The sequence below is a fragment of the Pseudomonas sp. 2FG genome (assembly GCF_005502935.1).
Taxonomy (GTDB): Bacteria; Pseudomonadota; Gammaproteobacteria; order Pseudomonadales; family Pseudomonadaceae; genus Aquipseudomonas.
In genome coordinates, this window is record NZ_SCMP01000008.1 from 158,521 (window position 1) to 175,347 (window position 16,827).

At 63.9% G+C, this 16,827-nt stretch carries 16 protein-coding genes; 6 read left to right on the plus strand and 10 right to left on the minus strand.

What is annotated here, in order from left to right:
- Nucleotides 1–111: 111 nt before the first annotated feature.
- Nucleotides 112–1,785, minus strand: a complete 1,674-nt coding sequence (locus tag FFS13_RS10440; RefSeq protein ID WP_137819033.1) for a bifunctional diguanylate cyclase/phosphodiesterase — start codon at nucleotides 1,783–1,785, stop codon at nucleotides 112–114.
- A 274-nt stretch (nucleotides 1,786–2,059) separates the two neighbouring features.
- Between FFS13_RS10440 and rep the strand changes: the two genes are divergently transcribed.
- Nucleotides 2,060–4,072 carry a DNA helicase Rep gene (gene rep, locus FFS13_RS10445; protein ID WP_137819034.1) on the plus strand — a complete coding sequence of 671 codons (2,013 nt, stop codon included), beginning with the start codon at nucleotides 2,060–2,062 and terminating at the stop codon, nucleotides 4,070–4,072.
- A gap of 73 nt (nucleotides 4,073–4,145) precedes the next feature.
- On the plus strand, nucleotides 4,146–4,718 hold the full coding sequence (locus tag FFS13_RS10450; protein WP_137819035.1) for a xanthine phosphoribosyltransferase: 573 nt from the start codon (nucleotides 4,146–4,148) through the stop codon (nucleotides 4,716–4,718).
- A 243-nt stretch (nucleotides 4,719–4,961) separates the two neighbouring features.
- On the opposite strand, the gene FFS13_RS10455 is transcribed toward FFS13_RS10450, so the two are convergent.
- From FFS13_RS10455 to dadA, 5 genes are all read right to left on the minus strand, one after another.
- A complete protein-coding gene (locus tag FFS13_RS10455) occupies nucleotides 4,962–5,384 on the minus strand; it encodes a cytochrome c5 family protein (protein ID WP_137819036.1) in 423 nt (140 codons plus the stop codon).
- A 131-nt stretch (nucleotides 5,385–5,515) separates the two neighbouring features.
- The gene (locus FFS13_RS10460; protein ID WP_119953220.1) at nucleotides 5,516–6,064 is read right to left on the minus strand and encodes a cupin domain-containing protein; all 549 of its coding nucleotides are present in this window, start codon (nucleotides 6,062–6,064) and stop codon (nucleotides 5,516–5,518) included.
- Nucleotides 6,065–6,165: 101 nt separating this feature from the next.
- Nucleotides 6,166–7,254, minus strand: a complete 1,089-nt coding sequence (alr, locus tag FFS13_RS10465; RefSeq protein ID WP_137819037.1) for an alanine racemase — start codon at nucleotides 7,252–7,254, stop codon at nucleotides 6,166–6,168.
- A 58-nt stretch (nucleotides 7,255–7,312) separates the two neighbouring features.
- Nucleotides 7,313–7,666, minus strand: a complete 354-nt coding sequence (locus FFS13_RS10470; RefSeq protein WP_137819038.1) for a RidA family protein — start codon at nucleotides 7,664–7,666, stop codon at nucleotides 7,313–7,315.
- Nucleotides 7,641–8,939, minus strand: a complete 1,299-nt coding sequence (gene dadA / locus FFS13_RS10475; protein ID WP_137819039.1) for a D-amino acid dehydrogenase — start codon at nucleotides 8,937–8,939, stop codon at nucleotides 7,641–7,643. Before dadA ends, FFS13_RS10470 begins: the two co-directional genes overlap by 26 nt.
- A gap of 155 nt (nucleotides 8,940–9,094) precedes the next feature.
- Here dadA and FFS13_RS10480 point away from each other — a divergent pair, with 155 nt between their 5' ends.
- Entirely contained in the window at nucleotides 9,095–9,583 is a 489-nt protein-coding gene (locus FFS13_RS10480) for an Lrp/AsnC ligand binding domain-containing protein (protein WP_137819040.1), read from the plus strand.
- A gap of 53 nt (nucleotides 9,584–9,636) precedes the next feature.
- Here the strand turns inward: FFS13_RS10480 and FFS13_RS10485 are convergent, their stop codons facing one another.
- Nucleotides 9,637–9,990 carry a YkgJ family cysteine cluster protein gene (locus FFS13_RS10485; protein ID WP_137819041.1) on the minus strand — a complete coding sequence of 118 codons (354 nt, stop codon included), beginning with the start codon at nucleotides 9,988–9,990 and terminating at the stop codon, nucleotides 9,637–9,639.
- A gap of 254 nt (nucleotides 9,991–10,244) precedes the next feature.
- Between FFS13_RS10485 and FFS13_RS10490 the strand changes: the two genes are divergently transcribed.
- On the plus strand, nucleotides 10,245–11,564 hold the full coding sequence (locus FFS13_RS10490) for an FAD-binding oxidoreductase (RefSeq protein ID WP_137819042.1): 1,320 nt from the start codon (nucleotides 10,245–10,247) through the stop codon (nucleotides 11,562–11,564).
- A gap of 49 nt (nucleotides 11,565–11,613) precedes the next feature.
- On the opposite strand, the gene FFS13_RS10495 is transcribed toward FFS13_RS10490, so the two are convergent.
- Together FFS13_RS10495 and FFS13_RS10500 are read right to left on the minus strand one after the other, a co-directional pair.
- Nucleotides 11,614–12,768: an MFS transporter gene (locus FFS13_RS10495; RefSeq protein WP_137819077.1), complete on the minus strand. Its 1,155-nt coding sequence runs from the start codon at nucleotides 12,766–12,768 to the stop codon at nucleotides 11,614–11,616.
- Nucleotides 12,769–13,063: 295 nt separating this feature from the next.
- Nucleotides 13,064–14,557, minus strand: coding sequence for an aldehyde dehydrogenase (locus tag FFS13_RS10500; RefSeq protein ID WP_137819043.1), 1,494 nt, complete (start codon nucleotides 14,555–14,557; stop codon nucleotides 13,064–13,066).
- Nucleotides 14,558–14,790: 233 nt separating this feature from the next.
- On the opposite strand from FFS13_RS10500, the gene FFS13_RS10505 reads away from it, so the two are divergent.
- A complete protein-coding gene (locus FFS13_RS10505; protein WP_137819044.1) occupies nucleotides 14,791–16,134 on the plus strand; it encodes an aspartate aminotransferase family protein in 1,344 nt (447 codons plus the stop codon).
- 23 nt (nucleotides 16,135–16,157) lie between these two features.
- Complete coding sequence (locus FFS13_RS10510) at nucleotides 16,158–16,523, plus strand: cupin domain-containing protein (protein ID WP_137819045.1); 366 nt, start codon at nucleotides 16,158–16,160, stop codon at nucleotides 16,521–16,523.
- A gap of 142 nt (nucleotides 16,524–16,665) precedes the next feature.
- Here FFS13_RS10510 and rpmG read toward each other — a convergent pair whose 3' ends face one another.
- Nucleotides 16,666–16,821 carry a 50S ribosomal protein L33 gene (gene rpmG, locus FFS13_RS10515; RefSeq protein WP_108095062.1) on the minus strand — a complete coding sequence of 52 codons (156 nt, stop codon included), beginning with the start codon at nucleotides 16,819–16,821 and terminating at the stop codon, nucleotides 16,666–16,668.
- Nucleotides 16,822–16,827 lie beyond the last annotated feature (6 nt).

A 16,827-nucleotide genomic window follows, 5' to 3' on the forward strand; every position in this document is an offset into this window, starting at 1 on the left:
GAGCCACAGCAAGCCAAGATGCAAACCGGGGGCTTGGCGTTTGGTTTAGCCACAGCGGCGCTGGGCCTGACCCTGAGCTTTGAATGGAAGACCGCGCGGCGGCCGCTGCCGTTACGACGACAGCTTGCTCAGCAACGGTTGACGCTGGCCAAAGACTAAAAAGCGCGCCAACTCGACCAGCGGCAAGGGTTTGCTGATCAGGTAGCCCTGCACCTGATCGCAACCGAACTGGCGCAGCAGGGCCAACTGCTCGGCGTTTTCCACCCCTTCGGCCACCACCTGCAGATTGAGGTTATGCGCCAGGTTGATCATCGCCCGCACCAGTTGGCGGTTCTCCGGGCGTTCACCCATGCCCGCGACGAAACTCTTGTCGATCTTCAGCAGGGTGATCGGCAAGCTGTTGAGGTGCACGAAGGAGGAGAAACCGGTGCCGAAATCGTCCAGCGAGAAGCGCACGCCGAGCCGCCCGAGCGCCTGCATGGTCAGCTGCACCTGGTCGCTGCGGCGCATCACCGCGGTCTCGGTCAGCTCGAACTCGAGCCACTGAGCATCCACCCCGCGCTCGCTGATCAGGCGGCTCAGGGTCGGCAGCAACTGGCTGTCCTGAAACTGCCGGAAGGATAGATTGACCGCCATGTGCAGCGCCGGCAGGCCGCGCCCACGCAGCCACTGCATATCGCGCAGGGCACGGGAAATCACCCAATAGCCGAGCGGCACGATCAGCCCGCTCTCTTCGGCCAGCGGCACGAACTCATTCGGCGCCAGCAGGCCACGCTCGCCGTGCCGCCAGCGCACCAGCGCCTCCAGACCGAGAATCCGCCCGCTCTGCAGGCACAGCCGCGGCTGATAGTGCAGCTCCAGCTCATCCCGGCGCAGGGCGCGACGCAGCTCGGCTTCCAGGTCGGCGAGGCTGCGCGCATTGCGGTTGATCCGCTCGTTATAGACATGGAAGGTGCAGCCCTGGGCGCTCTTGGCCTGCTGCATGGCGATATGCGCATGCCACATCAGGGGATCGGCACCCACCTCGGCGCTGGCATGGGCCAGCCCCAAGCTGCAGCCGATCAGCAGGCTCTCGCCATCCACCCAATAGGGCTCGGACAGTGCCTCGCCGATACGCTCGGCAATCCGCTCGGCGCGCGCCGGGTCACGGCGGGTATCCAGCAGCAGGGCGAACTCGTCACTGCCCAGGCGCGCCAGCTGATCGCCGGCCTCCAGCTGCGCCTTCAAGCGTGCGACCACCTGCAGAATCAAGCGATCGCCGGCTTGGTGGCCGAGGGTATCGTTGGCATGGCGGAAGTTATCCAGATCGAGATGGCCGAGGGCCAGACCACGGCCCTGGAACTCGGCCAGGCGCGCCGCCAGCAGCGTCTGAAAACCCTGGCGATTGACGATGCCGGTCAGCGGATCCTGCTCGGCCAAGCGCTGCAAGGTAGCTTTCAGCGTGCCGTGTTCCCGCACATAACGCAGGCAGCGGCGCAGCACCCCGGCGCAGAGGCCGTCGCGCACCAGCCAATCGCTGACCCCGATCGGCGACTCGGCCGGCTCTTGCTCCAGCAGCAACACAGTCGGCAGCGAGCAACGCCCGGGGGCCGGCTGCAAGGCCTGGGTGGTCAACAGCAAACCGTTGCCGCCTTCATCGAACAGGTTGCTGGCAGCCTCCCAGGACGGCGCGGTAATCAGCGGGGACAGGTTGCCCAACGCGGCCAGATGCTCACGCAGTAACACCGCCCATTCCGGCGCCTCGGCCAGCAGGACTATACGTAAGGGTTCGACAAGCGCAGACAAGCAACCTCCCCAAGAACCAGACAGCGGCGGTTATATTCCGCCTGAACGCGCCATTGCAGGCGTCTATTCCGCACGTCCTGTGCAGTTTGCTCACGCATCCTGCGGGAAAGCCCAAGCACCGGCAAGTCCGGCAATAGGTACAAGCGTACTGGACTACAACAAATAACCAAGCCCGACATGCAACCAGTAGGTGCTGCGTCACAGTCTCCAGACGGTTACGGCAGAGTCGCCCGAGCCTGCTAAAATGCGCGCCCATTCCCTTCGATAGCCGACCATGTCCCGACTCAATCCCCGGCAGCAAGAAGCCGTGAACTACGTCGGCGGCCCACTTCTGGTGCTCGCTGGCGCCGGCTCCGGCAAGACCAGCGTAATCACCCGCAAGATCGCCCATCTGGTGCAGCAGTGCGGCATCCGCGCCCAGCACATAGTCGCGATGACCTTCACCAACAAGGCCGCGCGGGAGATGAAGGAGCGCGTCGGCAGCCTGCTCAAGGGCGCCGAGGGTCGTGGCCTGACGGTGTCGACCTTCCACAACCTGGGCCTGAACATCATCCGCAAGGAGCACTCGCGCTTGGGTTTCAAGCCCGGTTTCTCGATTTTCGACGAGACCGACGTGAAGGCCTTGATGACCGACATCATGCAGAAGGAGTACGCCGGCGACGACGGCGTCGACGAGATCAAGAACATGATCGGCGCCTGGAAGAACGATCTGATCCTGCCGCCGCAAGCTTTGGACAATGCCCGCAACCCCAAGGAGCAGACCGCCGCCATCGTCTACCTGCACTACCAGCGCACCCTGCGGGCCTACAACGCGGTGGATTTCGACGACCTGATCCTGCTGCCGGTGAAGCTGTTCCAGGATCACCCCGACATCCTCGAGAAATGGCAGAACAAGGTGCGCTACCTGCTGGTGGACGAATACCAGGACACCAACGCCAGCCAATACCTGCTGGTGAAGTTGCTGGTCGGCCAGCGCAACCAGTTCACCGTGGTCGGCGACGATGACCAGTCGATCTACGCCTGGCGCGGCGCCCGCCCGGAAAACCTGATGCTGCTGAAGGACGACTACCCCTCGCTGAAGGTGGTGATGCTCGAGCAGAACTACCGCTCCACCAGCCGCATCCTCAAGTGCGCCAACGTGCTGATCGCCAACAACCCGCACGCCTTCGAGAAGCAGCTGTGGAGCGAGATGGGCCACGGCGACGAGATCCGCGTGATCCGCTGCCGCAACGAGGACGCCGAGTGCGAGCGGGTGGCCATGGAGATCCTCAGCCTGCACCTGCGCACCGACCGCCCCTACAGCGATTTCGCCATCCTCTACCGCGGCAACTATCAGGCCAAGCTGATGGAGCTGAAGTTGCAGCACCACCAGATTCCCTACCGGCTGTCGGGCGGCACCAGCTTCTTCGGCCGCCAGGAGGTGAAGGACCTGATGGCCTACTTCCGCCTGCTGGTCAACCCGGATGACGACAACGCCTTCCTGCGGGTGATCAACGTGCCGCGCCGCGAGATCGGTTCGACCACCCTGGAGAAGCTCGGCAACTACGCCACCGAACGCAAGGTTTCGATGTACGCCGCCAGCGACGAACTGGGCCTCGGCGAACACCTCGACAGCCGCTTCAGCGAGCGCCTGCAGCGCTTCAAGCGCTGGATGGACGGGGTGCGCCAGCAGTGCGCGCAGCACGATCCGATCGCCGCGCTACGGAGCATGGTGATGGACATCGACTACGAGAACTGGCTGCGCCAGAACGCCTCCAGCGACAAGGTGGCCGAGGCGCGGATGGGCAACGTCTGGTTCCTCATCGAAGCGCTGAAAAACACCCTGGAGCGCGACGAAGACGGCGACATGACCATAGAGGAAGCCATCGGCAAGCTGGTCCTGCGCGACATGCTGGAACGCCAGCAGGAAGAGGAAGACGGCGCCGAGGGCGTGCAGATGATGACCCTGCATGCCTCCAAGGGCCTGGAGTTTCCCTACGTGTTCATCATCGGCATGGAAGAGGAGATCCTCCCGCACCGCTCCAGCATCGAAGCCGACACCATCGAGGAAGAGCGTCGCCTGGCCTACGTCGGCATCACCCGCGCGCGGCAGACCCTGGCCTTCACCTTCGCCGCCAAGCGCAAACAATACGGCGAGATCATCGACTGCGCGCCGAGCCGCTTCCTCGATGAGCTGCCCACCGATGATCTGCAGTGGGAAGGCCTGGAAGACACCCCGGTGGAGGTCAAAGCCGTACGCGGCAACGCGGCCCTGGCGGATATCCGAGCGATGATGAAGCGCCCGTAAGCGCCGCGCCAATGAACTCCGGGGCCAACTAAAATCACGGCCCGCTCCTTGCCATAACAACGAGGGTCACCACGTGGAAGCGCTGAAAAAGAAGATTGTCGCAGAGGGCATCGTGCTGTCCGACCAGGTGCTCAAGGTCGATGCCTTCCTCAACCACCAGATCGACCCGCGGTTGATGCAGCAGATCGGTCACGAGTTCGCCGAGCGGTTCCGCGATCAGGGCATCACCAAGATAGTCACCATCGAAGCCTCGGGTATCGCCCCGGCGATCATGGCCGGGCTGGAGCTGGGCGTGCCGGTGATCTTCGCGCGCAAGTATCAGTCACTGACGCTGACCGACAATCTGCTGACCGCCAAGGTGTTCTCCTTCACCAAACAGAGCGAAAGCACCATCGCCGTTTCCGCCAAGCATCTGCTGGCCAGCGACCGGGTGTTGCTGATCGACGACTTCCTGGCGAACGGCCGCGCGGCCCACGGCCTGATCGACCTGATCAAGCAGGCCGGCGCGACCATAGTCGGCATCGGTGTGGTGATCGAGAAGTCCTTTCAGAAGGGTCGCCAGGAACTCGACGAGCAAGGCTACTGGGTCGAGTCGCTGGCGCGTATCCAGTCCCTGGAACACGGCACGGTGCGCTTTCTCGACTGAGAACCTGCTCAATATCTGCTGCGCTTGGCCATGCCGCGTTGAAAACAGGCTCGGACTGCTCATTTACAACTCGTAAACTCCGCGTCCTCGCCTGTTTTCGCCTTGCCTGACCCGCGCTCGCGACGATCTTGAACAGGTTCTAAGCGCCTGGCTCGCCGTGGCGCGGTTCCAGGCTCAACCGCTGGCCGCAGGAGCAACGAAAAAGCCGCCCGAAGGCGGCTTTTTTGATCGATGGCGGCGCCGTTACAGGCCGGACATCTTCTGGATCGCGCCTTTCAGCTCGTCATCCGAGCAGTCGGCGCAGGTGCCCTTCGGCGGCATGGCGTTGACCCCGGCGATAGCATGCTTGAGCAGCCCATCGAGACCACCGGCCGCACCGGCACGGGCTTTCCAGGCCGCGCCGTCGCCAATTTTCGGCGCACCCAGCACGCCCGCGGTGTGGCAAGCGCCACAATGCTTGGTGATGATGTCGTCGGGGGTTTTCGCCCCGCCGCCGGCCGCTGCGGCCACGGCTTCAATGCCTTTGCACTCTTCGCCTTGCACGCAGACTTCACCGACCGGCTTCAGGCGCGCGGCGATGTCGTCGTTAGTCGTAGCCTGAGCGCTGACCGCCCACAGGGCCAACACGGCAGCATGGGCCGCCAGCATTTTCTTAATTAGGTTCACGCTTACACCCTCATCGTGGCTAGTACGCCCGCGGCCACGGTTTCGCGAGCGGGCGCCAGTATAACGGTTAGCCCGCCAGGCCGAAACAACCCAACTTGTCGCAGGGGCTTATGCCTAGCGTCGTTGCAACACTAGAAGTTCGCCGGTGTGGTGGCGCTGATCAGTCGCGCCGGGGCATCGAAGGGGTTACGGAAACGATGCGGCTTGCTGCTTTCGAAGTAATAGCTGTCACCGCTTTCGAGGATATAAATCTCGCTGCCGACGGTCAGCTCCAGGCGCCCGTCCACCAACACGCCGGACTCCTCACCCTCATGGGTGAGCATCTCGTCGCCGGTATCGGAACCCGGTGGGTAGGTCTCATCGAGGAAGGCAATCGCCCGACTGGGGTGCGCTTTACCGACCAGTTTCATGCTTACCGCACCACTGGAGAGGTCGATCAGCTCACTCGCTTTGTAGACCACCTGGGTGTGGTTGTCTTGCTCCACTTCGAGGGAGAAGAACTCCACCAACGACATGGGAATGCCCGCCAACACCTTTTTCAACGAGCTGATCGAGGGGCTGACGCTGTTCTTCTCGATCATCGAAATGGTGCTGTTAGTGACGCCCGCGCGTTTGGCGAGTTCACGTTGCGATAGGCCTTTAAGCTTGCGAATGGATTGCAGTCGAACGCCGACGTCCAATGATGGAGTCCCCCTCGGGAAGATACGGAAATGTAGCCGTATCATGGCAACAGCGTTCAGTATTTACAACACCTTGATTGCAATCCTCTTCGGCCTTGCTGCTAAGCCCCGGAATAGACCAAGGGCACCCGGCGCAAATTGCAGAATAGCTGGTAGGGAATAGTCCCGGCCAAGGCCGCAACGTCGCTGGCCAGCACGTTTTTACCCCAGAGCTCGACGCGGCTGCCGAGTCCGGCCTGGGGCAAGTCGGTCAGATCGACCGTGAGCATGTCCATCGATACCCGGCCAATCAATCGACTCGGCTGGCCATCGATCAGCACCGGCGTGCCGGTTGGCGCGTGGCGCGGATAGCCGTCGGCATAGCCCATGGCGACCACGCCGACGCGGGTCGGCCGCTCGGTGATGAAACGCGCGCCATAGCCGATCGGCTCGCCGGCCGGCAATTCACGCACACCGATGATTTTCGACTCCAGCGTCATCACCGGCTGCAAGCGCGCCGCCAGAGCCTGCTCCTGCTCGAACGGCGTCGCCCCGTAGAGCATGATGCCGGGCCGTACCCAATCACTGGGCTGCTGTTGCGGGACAAGCTGCGGCCAACCGAGCACGGCCGGCGAGTTGCGCAGGCTGACTTCGCCCTCCAGGCCCGCACGCGCCTGTTCGAACACCGCGACCTGCTCGGCACTGCGCTCGCAATCCAACTCGTCGGCGCGGGCGAAGTGGCTCATCAGCACTATCTTGCCGACCTTGCCGCTGGCCTGCAGACGCCGATAGGCCGCCTGATAATCGGCCGGATGCAGACCGACCCGATGCATGCCGGAGTCGAGCTTCAACCAGACCGTCAGCGGCCGGGCGAGCCGCGCGCGCTCAATCGCCTCGATCTGCCACATCGAATGCACCACGCACCACAGGTCGTGCTGGTCGATCAGCGCCAGTTCTTCGGCCTCGAAGAAGCCTTCGAGCAGCAGAATCGGCTTGCCAATCGCGGCATCACGCAGCTCCAGCGCCTCTTCGATGCAGGCCACGGCGAAACCCTCGACTTCGGCCTCCAGCGCCTTGGCGCAGCGCACCGCGCCATGCCCGTAGGCATCCGCCTTGACCACGGCGAGGGCCTTGGCGCCGCTGACGGTGCGGGCCAATTGGTAGTTGTGACGCAGGGCATCGAGATCAATCAGGGCGCGGGCTGGACGCATGGCGACAGACTTCTGCTGAGGAATAAAAAAACCCGGTGTGAAGCCGGGTAAACAGGATTTAAGGCAGTGCGGCGACGACGGACATCTCCACCAGAACTTCCGGCGCATACAGCCTGGCTTCGACTGTGGCGCGGGCCGGCGCGGCGCCCTTCGGCACCCAGGCATCCCATGCTGCGTTCATGCCTGCGTAGTCGGCGTCGATATCCTTCAGGTAAATCGTCACCGACAGAATCCGCGTCTTGTCGGTACCGGCCTCATCGAGCAGGCGATCGATGCTGGCCAGGGTCTCACGGGTCTGCTGCTCGATACCGGCACTCAGGCCCTCATCCAGCTGACCGGCCAGGTAGACGGTACCGTTGTGGATGACGATTTCGCTGTAACGCGCTTCAGTGTGCAGACGCCGGACGGACATGTTGGTCGGTCTCCTGAGAATTGTCGTAACGAGTGATATCGAGGCCTTCGGCGCTGATTTGCGGGCGTTTCTTCGCCATCAAATCGGCCAGCAGGCGACCAGAGCCACAGGCCATGGTCCAGCCCAAGGTGCCGTGACCGGTATTGAGGAACAAATTGCGTACCGGTGTGGCGCCGACAATCGGCGTGCCGTCCGGCGTGGTCGGGCGCAGCCCGGTCCAGAAATCCGCCCGGCTCAGATCGCCACCTTGCGGGTAGAGATCGCCGACTATCATCTCCAACGTCTCGCGCCGGGGTGGGTTCAGCACCAAATCGAAGCCGGCGATTTCCGCCATGCCGCCGACCCGGATGCGCTTGTCGAAGCGGGTGATGGCGACCTTATAGGTCTCATCGAGGATGGTCGAGGTCGGTGCCATCGCCGGATTGGTGATCGGCACGGTCAGCGAATAGCCCTTCAGCGGGTAAACCGGCGCCTTGATGCCGAGCGGCTTGAGCAGTTGCGGCGAGTAGCTGCCGAGCGCCAAGACGTAGCGATCGGCGGTTTCCAGCTTGTCGTCGATCCACACGCCATTGATGCGGTCGCCGGCGAAGTCCAGGCGCTCGATGTTCTGCCCGAAACGGAACTCCACACCCAGTTGCACGGCCATCTCGGCCAGGCGGGTGGTGAAGATGTGACAGTCGCCGGTCTGGTCATTCGGCAGCCGTAGGGCGCCCGCCAGAATATTGGTGACGCCGGCCAGGGCCGGCTCGACGCGGGCGATGCCCTCACGGTCGAGCAACTCATAGGGCACACCGGACTGTTCCAGTACGGCAATGTCCTTCGCCGCGTTATCCAGTTGCGCCTGGGTACGGAACAATTGCGTGGTCCCAAGGCTACGGCCTTCATAGGCGATGCCGGTTTCCGCCCGCAGTTCGTCGAGGCAGTCGCGGCTGTACTCGGACAAGCGCACCATGCGCTCCTTGTTCACCGCATAGCGGCTGGCCGTGCAGTTGCGCAGCATCTGCAGCATCCACAGGTATTGATCGGCATCGGCGGTGGCCTTGATCGCCAGCGGCGCGTGCCTTTGCAGCAGCCACTTCATCGCCTTCAGCGGCACCCCAGGCGCGGCCCAGGGCGAGGCGTAGCCGGGGGAGACCTGGCCGGCGTTGCCAAAGCTGGTTTCCATGGCCGGCGCAGCCTGGCGGTCGACTACCACCACCTCGAAGCCGGCACGGGCCAGATAATAGGCGCTGGTGGTACCGATCACACCGCTGCCAAGCACCATCACTCGCATGTTCGTCTCCTCGCCGCGACTTTACGCCGACGTTTGTTATCTTGAGCGTTAATGTGCGCAGTATAGAAAGCTACAGCCAGTGCATTTCACTATATTGAAGGCTATATTTGGCGAGAATTCTCGGCACAAACCCTAATGGCAGAGGCGGATTCCCCATGAGAACCCAGCATCAGACCCGTCGCGAGCTGGATAAGATCGACCGTAATATTTTACGCATACTGCAGGATGACGGCCGCCTGTCCTTCACCGAGCTGGGCGAACGGGTCGGCCTCTCCACCACGCCCTGCACCGAGCGGGTGCGGCGTCTGGAGCGCGAGGGGATCATCATGGGCTACACGGCACGGCTGAACCCGCAGCACCTGAAGGCCAACTTGCTGGTGTTCGTCGAGATCAGCCTGGACTACAAGTCCGGCGACACCTTCGAGGACTTCCGCCGTGCCGTGCTCAAGCTGCCGCACGTGCTGGAGTGCCACCTGGTCTCGGGCGACTTCGACTACCTGGTGAAGGCGCGGATCTCGGAGATGGCCTCCTACCGCAAACTGCTCGGCGACATCCTCCTCAAGCTGCCGCATGTGCGCGAGTCGAAGAGCTACATCGTCATGGAGGAGGTGAAGGAGAGCCTGCATCTGCCGGTGCCGGAGTAGGGTCCCAGGCGTAGGGCGTCAATCTGGCCATAGACCGCATTGCGCCCGAGGAATCACACCAGCACTTGCCGCGTGGTCGCAATCAGGTGGTGGATCTGCTGCTCGATGCGTGGCTCGATCATCGCCTCCGGGCGCCGGCCATTCGGGCACGGCAGGCGCGGGGTGGTGCCGAACAGCCGGCAGATCAGCGGGCGCTCGGCATAGACCTGGCAGCCGTTCGGCCCCAGGTGCACGCAATTCAACTCGGCCAACGCAGCCTCATGCTCCGCGTCGCTTTTCACCGGTAGTCGGGACATTTCCTCCGACGAGGTGGTCACCGGCCCACAGCAGTCGTGACAGCCGGGCACGCACTCGAACGCGGGGATCCGCTGGCGCAAATACTCGATTTTCCGACTGTTGCAGCTCATGGGCTGGGCCCCTTGGGAATCTGACGCAGACAGAATGGCCTGCGCGGCGGTGCGCGACGCAGTGCCTCTCTTCGCCAGGCGCGCGCATGCTAACAAAGATACCCGTGCAGCACCCACCTCGGCCGATACCAGGCGCTCGGCGGCACTTTTGCCCCTGCGGCACAAGGTTTTTTCCTGCGCCCCCCTTGGCGTCGGCGCGAGGTCAGGCTTATTCTGCGTAAAATTTACCAAACACAATAATCAGGATTTCGCACATGAACGCCCGCGTTCAGCCTTCGGCCCAGAACCACCAGCACGCCCCGTCCTACTACGCCGCCAGCGTCAACCGCAGCCTCAGCTACCCGGCCTTGGCGGGCGAGGTGCGCGCCGACGTGTGCATTGTCGGCGGCGGCTTTTCCGGCCTGAACACGGCCATCGAGCTGGCCGAACGCGGCTTCTCGGTGGTGCTGCTGGAGGCGCACAAGATCGGCTGGGGCGCCAGCGGGCGTAACGGCGGTCAGTTGATTCGCGGCGTCGGCCATGGCCTCGAACAGTTCGCCGGGGTGATCGGCAACGACGGCGTGCGCGAACTGCAATTGCTCGGCCTGGAAGCGGTGGAGATCGTTCGCCGGCGGGTCGAGCACCATGGCATCGACTGTGACCTGACCTGGGGTTACTGCGACCTGGCCAACAAGCCACGCGATCTGGCCGGCTTCGCCGCAGACCTGGACGAACTGAAGAGCCTCGGCTACCGCCACGAACTGCGCCTGCTGCAGGCGGATGAGATGCACCAGGTGGTCGGCTCCAACCGCTACGTCGGCGGCCTGATCGACATGGGCTCTGGCCACCTGCACCCGCTCAACCTGGCCTTGGGCGAGGCCGCGGCGGCGCAGTCACTCGGCGTGCAGCTGTTCGAACAGTCGGCGGTGACGCGTATCGACTACGGCCCCGAGGTCTGCGTGCAGACCGCCAACGGCAAAGTCCGCGCGAAAACCCTGGTACTGGCCTGCAACGCCTACCTCAACGGCCTCAACCCGCGCCTCGGCGGCAAGGTGCTGCCGGCCGGCAGCTACATCATCGCCACCGAGCCACTGAGCGAAGCCCAGGCCAGAACCCTGATTCCGCAGAACATGGCGCTCTGCGACCAGCGCGTGACCGTGGACTACTACCGTCTTTCGGCCGACCGCCGCCTGCTGTTCGGCGGCGCCTGCCACTACTCCGGGCGTGATCCGCAGGACATCGCCGCCTATATGCGACCGAAGATGCTGGAAGTCTTCCCGCATCTGGCCCAGGTGAAAATCGCCTACCAATGGGGCGGCATGATCGGCATCGGCGCCAACCGCCTGCCGCAGATCGGCCGCCTCAAGGAGCAGCCCAACGTGTTCTACGCCCAGGCCTATGCCGGCCACGGGCTGAACGCCACCCACCTGGCCGGCAAGCTGCTCGCCGAAGCCATCGCCGGGCAGGAAAGCCGTGGCTTCGACCTGTTCGCCCAGGTGCCGCATATGACCTTTCCCGGCGGCAAGCACCTGCGCTCACCGCTGCTGGCCCTCGGCATGCTCTGGTATCGCCTGAAAGACGCCCTGGGCGCCTAATCCGCGCCCACTCCTGGCCTGCACAAGGGCGCCGCGGCGCCCTTTTCGTTCAGTCGGCCTCCAGCTCCGCGCTCGTGTCGCCGAAGTCCGGCCGCTGCCAGGCCAGCCAGACAAAACCGGCCGCCCCCAGGGCCATCAGCAGCGGCAATGCATGACCGCTCAGCCACTGACTGGCCGCACCGGTCAGCAGTGGCCCGAGCAGGCAACCTATGCCCCAGAGCTGCGCCACATGCGCGTTGGCGCGCACCAGCTGATCGTCGCGGTAACGCTCGCCGATCAAAATCAGCGCGAGGGTGAACAGCCCGCCGGCGCTGGCGCCGAACAACACCCACAGCGGCCAGATCAACGGGGTGTGCAGCAGCAGCGGAATGCCCAGGCTGGACCACAGCAGGGTCACGCCACAGCCGCGGAACAGCGTGCGCCGCGGCATGCGGTCGGCCAGCCAGCCGATCGGCAACTGCAACAGCGCATCGCCGACCACCACCACGCTGGCCATCAGCAGCGCGACCTCCTGAGTGAAACCCTGGCGCAGCCCATAGATCGGCAACAGGGTCAGCATCATCGCCTCGAACGCGGCGAACAGACTCACCGCCCAGGCGATCGCCGGCAGCTGGCGACAGAACGCCGCCAGGCCGCGTCCGGATGCGCTCTGCGCATCCACCGTCGGCGCACCCGTGCGGCCGAGCAGCACCAGCGAACCGCCGATCAGCAACCCCGTACCGGTCCAGAACCCCAGATCGGTCGCCGTCCCCAGCAGGCTCAGCAGCAAGGGCCCGGACAGCTGGCTGAGCGCATAACCGGTGCCGTACAGCGCCACCAGCCGCCCCCGCCACTTATCCACCGCCAACTGATTGATCCAGCTTTCGCCGAGGATAAACACCACGGTCAGCGCCACGCCGAGCAGCAAGCGCAGCAGCAGCCAGGCCGCATAGCTAGGCACCAGCGCCTGCAGGCCCACCGACACGGCGCCAGCCAACAGGCACAGCTGCATCAACCCGGTGGTGCCGCAACGGGCCGCCAGGCGCCCGGCCAACGCGGCGCCGAGCAGTACGCCGATGGCCGGTGTCGCGGCCATCACGCCGATGGCGAACGAGTCATAACCCCAGCTTTCCAGGCGCAGCGACACCAGCGGCATGCTCACCCCGAGGGCCAGGCCGATACTGATCACCGCCGCGCAGACGGCGAAGTAGGTGCCCCAACGCATGACCACTGTTCTTCTCCCCGAGGTTCGTCACAGAGAAAGCAAAACGGCCGGGCTCCATAAGGAAATCCGACCGCAGGTGTGGCTCGTCTGAGCCGGCCCTAATTAATCAAAGGGCGGACCTCATGAAAGCGCGTCAGCTTGACACCGAGCGCATTCGACACCGCTCAAGATCTACTGGGCTAAGGCCAGACAAGGCGAAGGTTCGCCGAAAAGCGCAGCGTACTGCAGTACGTGAGCATTTTCGGCGAGGCTTCAACGCCGTATGGCCGACGACCAGGAGATCGCAGCCATACCCTTACAGCTTGATCCAGGTGGCTTTCAGTTCGGTGTACTTGTCGAAGGCGTGCAGCGACTTGTCGCGGCCGTTACCCGACTGCTTGAAACCACCGAAGGGCGCAGTCATATCGCCGCCGTCATACTGGTTGACCCACATGCTGCCGACGCGCAGCGCCTTGGCCGCCAGGTGCGCCTTGGACAGGTTGCTGGTCCAGATCGCCGCGGCCAGGCCGTAGATACTGTCGTTGGCAATCTGGATGGCTTCTTCGACCGTATCGAAGCTGATCACCGAGAGCACCGGACCGAAAATTTCCTCGGCGGCGATGCGCATGGAGTTGTGCACTCCATCGAAAATCGTCGGCTCGACGTAGACGCCACCGGTCTCTTCCAGGGTGCGCCGGCCGCCGCACAGCAGCGTGGCGTGCTCGGCATGCCCGGCCTCGATATAGGCCAGTACGCTGTTCAGGTGCTGGCTATCCACCAACGCGCCGACCTTGGTCGCCGGGTCGAGGGCGTGGCCGGCTTTCCAGCCCTGCATGGCTTCCAGCACCAGCGCCATGAACTGGTCTTTGATCGAACGCTCGACCAGCAGGCGCGAGCCGGCGGTGCACATCTCGCCCTGGTTGAAGCAGATCGCCGCGGCCGCTGCTTCGGCGGCCGCCTTGAGGTCCGGGGCATCGGCGCAGACGATGTTGGCACTCTTGCCGCCGGCTTCCAGCCAGACGCGCTTCATATTGGACTCGCCGGCATAGATCATCAGCTGCTTGGCGATCTTGGTCGAACCGGTGAACACCAGGGTGTCGACGTCCATGTGCAGCGCCAGCGCCTTGCCGACGGTATGGCCATAGCCCGGCAGGACGTTCAGCACACCGGCCGGAATACCGGCCTCGAGGGCCAGCTGGGCCATGCGGATGGCGGTCAGCGGCGACTTCTCGGACGGCTTGACTATCACCGAGTTGCCGGTGGCCAGCGCCGGGCCGAGCTTCCAGCAGGTCATGATCAGCGGGAAGTTCCACGGCACTATGGCCGCGACCACGCCTACCGCCTCACGGGTCACCAGGCCCAGCTCGTCGTGCGGGGTGGCGGCCACTTCGTCGTAGATCTTGTCGACCGCCTCGCCACTCCAGCGGATCGCCCGCGACGCACCCGGCACGTCGACGCCCAGCGCATCGCTGATCGGCTTGCCCATGTCCAGGGTTTCCAGCAGGGCCAACTCTTCGGCATGGGCGTCCAGCAGATCGGCGAAGCGGATCATGGCTTGCTTGCGCTTGACCGGCGACAGGCGCGACCACAGGCCAGACTCGAAGGTGGCGCGCGCATCGGCCACCGCACGCTCGGCATCGGCCAGATCGCAGCTGGCCACTTTAGTCAGCAACCGGCCATCGACCGGGCTGATGCAGTCGAAGGTCGCCGCGGATACGGCGGCGGTGTATTCGCCGTGGATAAAAGCGCGGCCTTCAATCACCAGGGCCTGGGCCCGTTGCTCCCAGTCGGCGCGAGTCAGAGTAGTCATGCGAGCGTCCTCATTATTAAGTAGAAGAATGCGGCGTGCTCGACGCGCGCACTGTCAAAAATTCTGCAAGGCCAGGTGCTGGCCCATCATGCCGGCAACACTAAACCAGCGGGCCCCACCTTTTCAATATTTTTTACATATCGGCAGAAAACACCCTTGTCATGTTCGTTTTATTAAACATAGACTGCAGCGCAGTGCTGTATGGACCCCTCCTCGCTCGCCCGGATACCCCAATGACGACCGACAACAAGCCGCAACTGAGCAGAAAAACCAACACCCTCGACGATTTCTGGATGCCCTTCACCGCCAACCGCCAGTTCAAAGCCAAGCCGCGCTTGCTGGAAAGTGCCGAAGGCATGTATTTCACCACCAGCGACGGCCGCCAGGTGCTGGATGGCACCGCCGGGCTCTGGTGCTGCAACGCCGGCCACGGCCGCCGGGAAATCACCGAGGCGGTGAGCAAGCAGATCGCCAAGCTGGACTTCGCCCCGACCTTCCAGATGGGCCACCCGCTGCCCTTCGAGTTGGCCGAGCGCCTGGCGGCCATCGCGCCGGCGGGGCTGAATAAACTCTTCTTCACCAACTCCGGCTCGGAGTCGGCGGACACCGCCCTGAAGATCGCCCTGGCCTACCAGCGCGCGATCGGCCAAGGCACCCGCACCCGCTTGATCGGCCGCGAACTGGGCTATCACGGCGTCGGTTTCGGCGGCCTCTCGGTCGGCGGCATGGTCAACAACCGCAAAGCCTTCTCGGCCGCACTGCTGCCGGGCGTCGATCACCTGCCGCATACCCTGGACATCCAGCGCAACGCCTTCAGCCGCGGCCTGCCGGAACACGGCGTGGAAAAAGCCGAGGAACTGGAACGCCTGGTGGCCCTGCACGGCGCGGAAAACATCGCCGCGGTGATAGTCGAGCCGATGTCCGGCTCCGCCGGCGTGGTGCTGCCGCCGGTGGGCTACCTCAAGCGGCTGCGCGAGATCACCCGCAAACACGGCATTCTGTTGATTTTCGACGAAGTCATCACCGGTTTCGGCCGGGTCGGCGAAGCCTTCGCCGCCCAGCGCTGGGGCGTCACCCCGGACATCCTCACGACCGCCAAGGGCCTGACCAACGGCGCGATTCCGATGGGCGCGGTGTTCGCCCACGAGAAGATCTACGAGGCCTTGATGCAGGGCCCGGAGAGCGCCATCGAGTTCTTCCACGGCTACACCTACTCCGGTCACCCGGTGGCCTGCGCCGCGGCGCTGGCGACCCTGGACATCTATCAGCGCGACCAGCTGTTCCAGCGCAGCATCGAGCTGGAAGGCTACTGGCAGGACGCGCTGCTCAGCCTGCGGGATCTGCCCAGCGTGATCGACATCCGCGCCATTGGCCTGGTCGGCGGCGTGCAGTTGGCGCCGAATGCCGAAGGCGCCGGCAAGCGTGGCTATCAGGTGTTCGAGCAGTGCTTCGAGGACGACCTGCTGGTGCGCGTGACCGGCGATATCGTGGCCATGTCGCCGCCGCTAATCGTCGAGAAAGCGCAGATCGACACCCTGGTCGACAAGCTCGCCAGCTCGATCCGCCAGGCCAGTTAAACCCTCTGACTATGGAAAAGCCCATGAACATCGAACAGATCGTCGACTTCGCTCAGGCCACCACTGCGCCCGAGCATTACCGCCCGGCGCCGGCAAAGATCCTCAAAGGCGACCCCGAACAAAGCGTGCGCAACCACTACGCCAGCCCTTGCAGCCAGTTCAACGCCGGCATCTGGGAAGGCGCGGTCGGCCAGTGGACGGTGAATTACAGCGAGCACGAATACTGCGAAATCCTCCAAGGCGTCTCCGTGCTGCGCGATGCCGAGGGCAACGCCAAGACGTTACGGGCGGGCGACCGCTTCGTCATTCCGGCCGGCTTCTCCGGCACCTGGGAAGTCCTGGAAGCCTGCCGCAAGGTCTACGTGCTCTTCGAGCAAGCGTCGAGCTGATCCCAGCCAGTATCCATGCGTGACCTCTTCGCCCGCTCTCCAGCGGGCTTTTTTATGCCGCGAGCAAAACCCGCCCCGGACTAAATCGCCGGCAAGAAAAAGCCCGCCAAGGGGCGGGCTTTTTCGGCAAGGGCCGGATCAATTACTTGATCTTGGCTTCCTTGTAGATCACGTGCTGACGCACAACCGGATCGAATTTTTTGATTTCGATTTTGTCCGGAGTGGTGCGCTTGTTCTTGTCGGTGGTGTAGAAGTGGCCAGTACCGGCGCTCGACACCAAACGGATTAGTTCACGCATGATTAG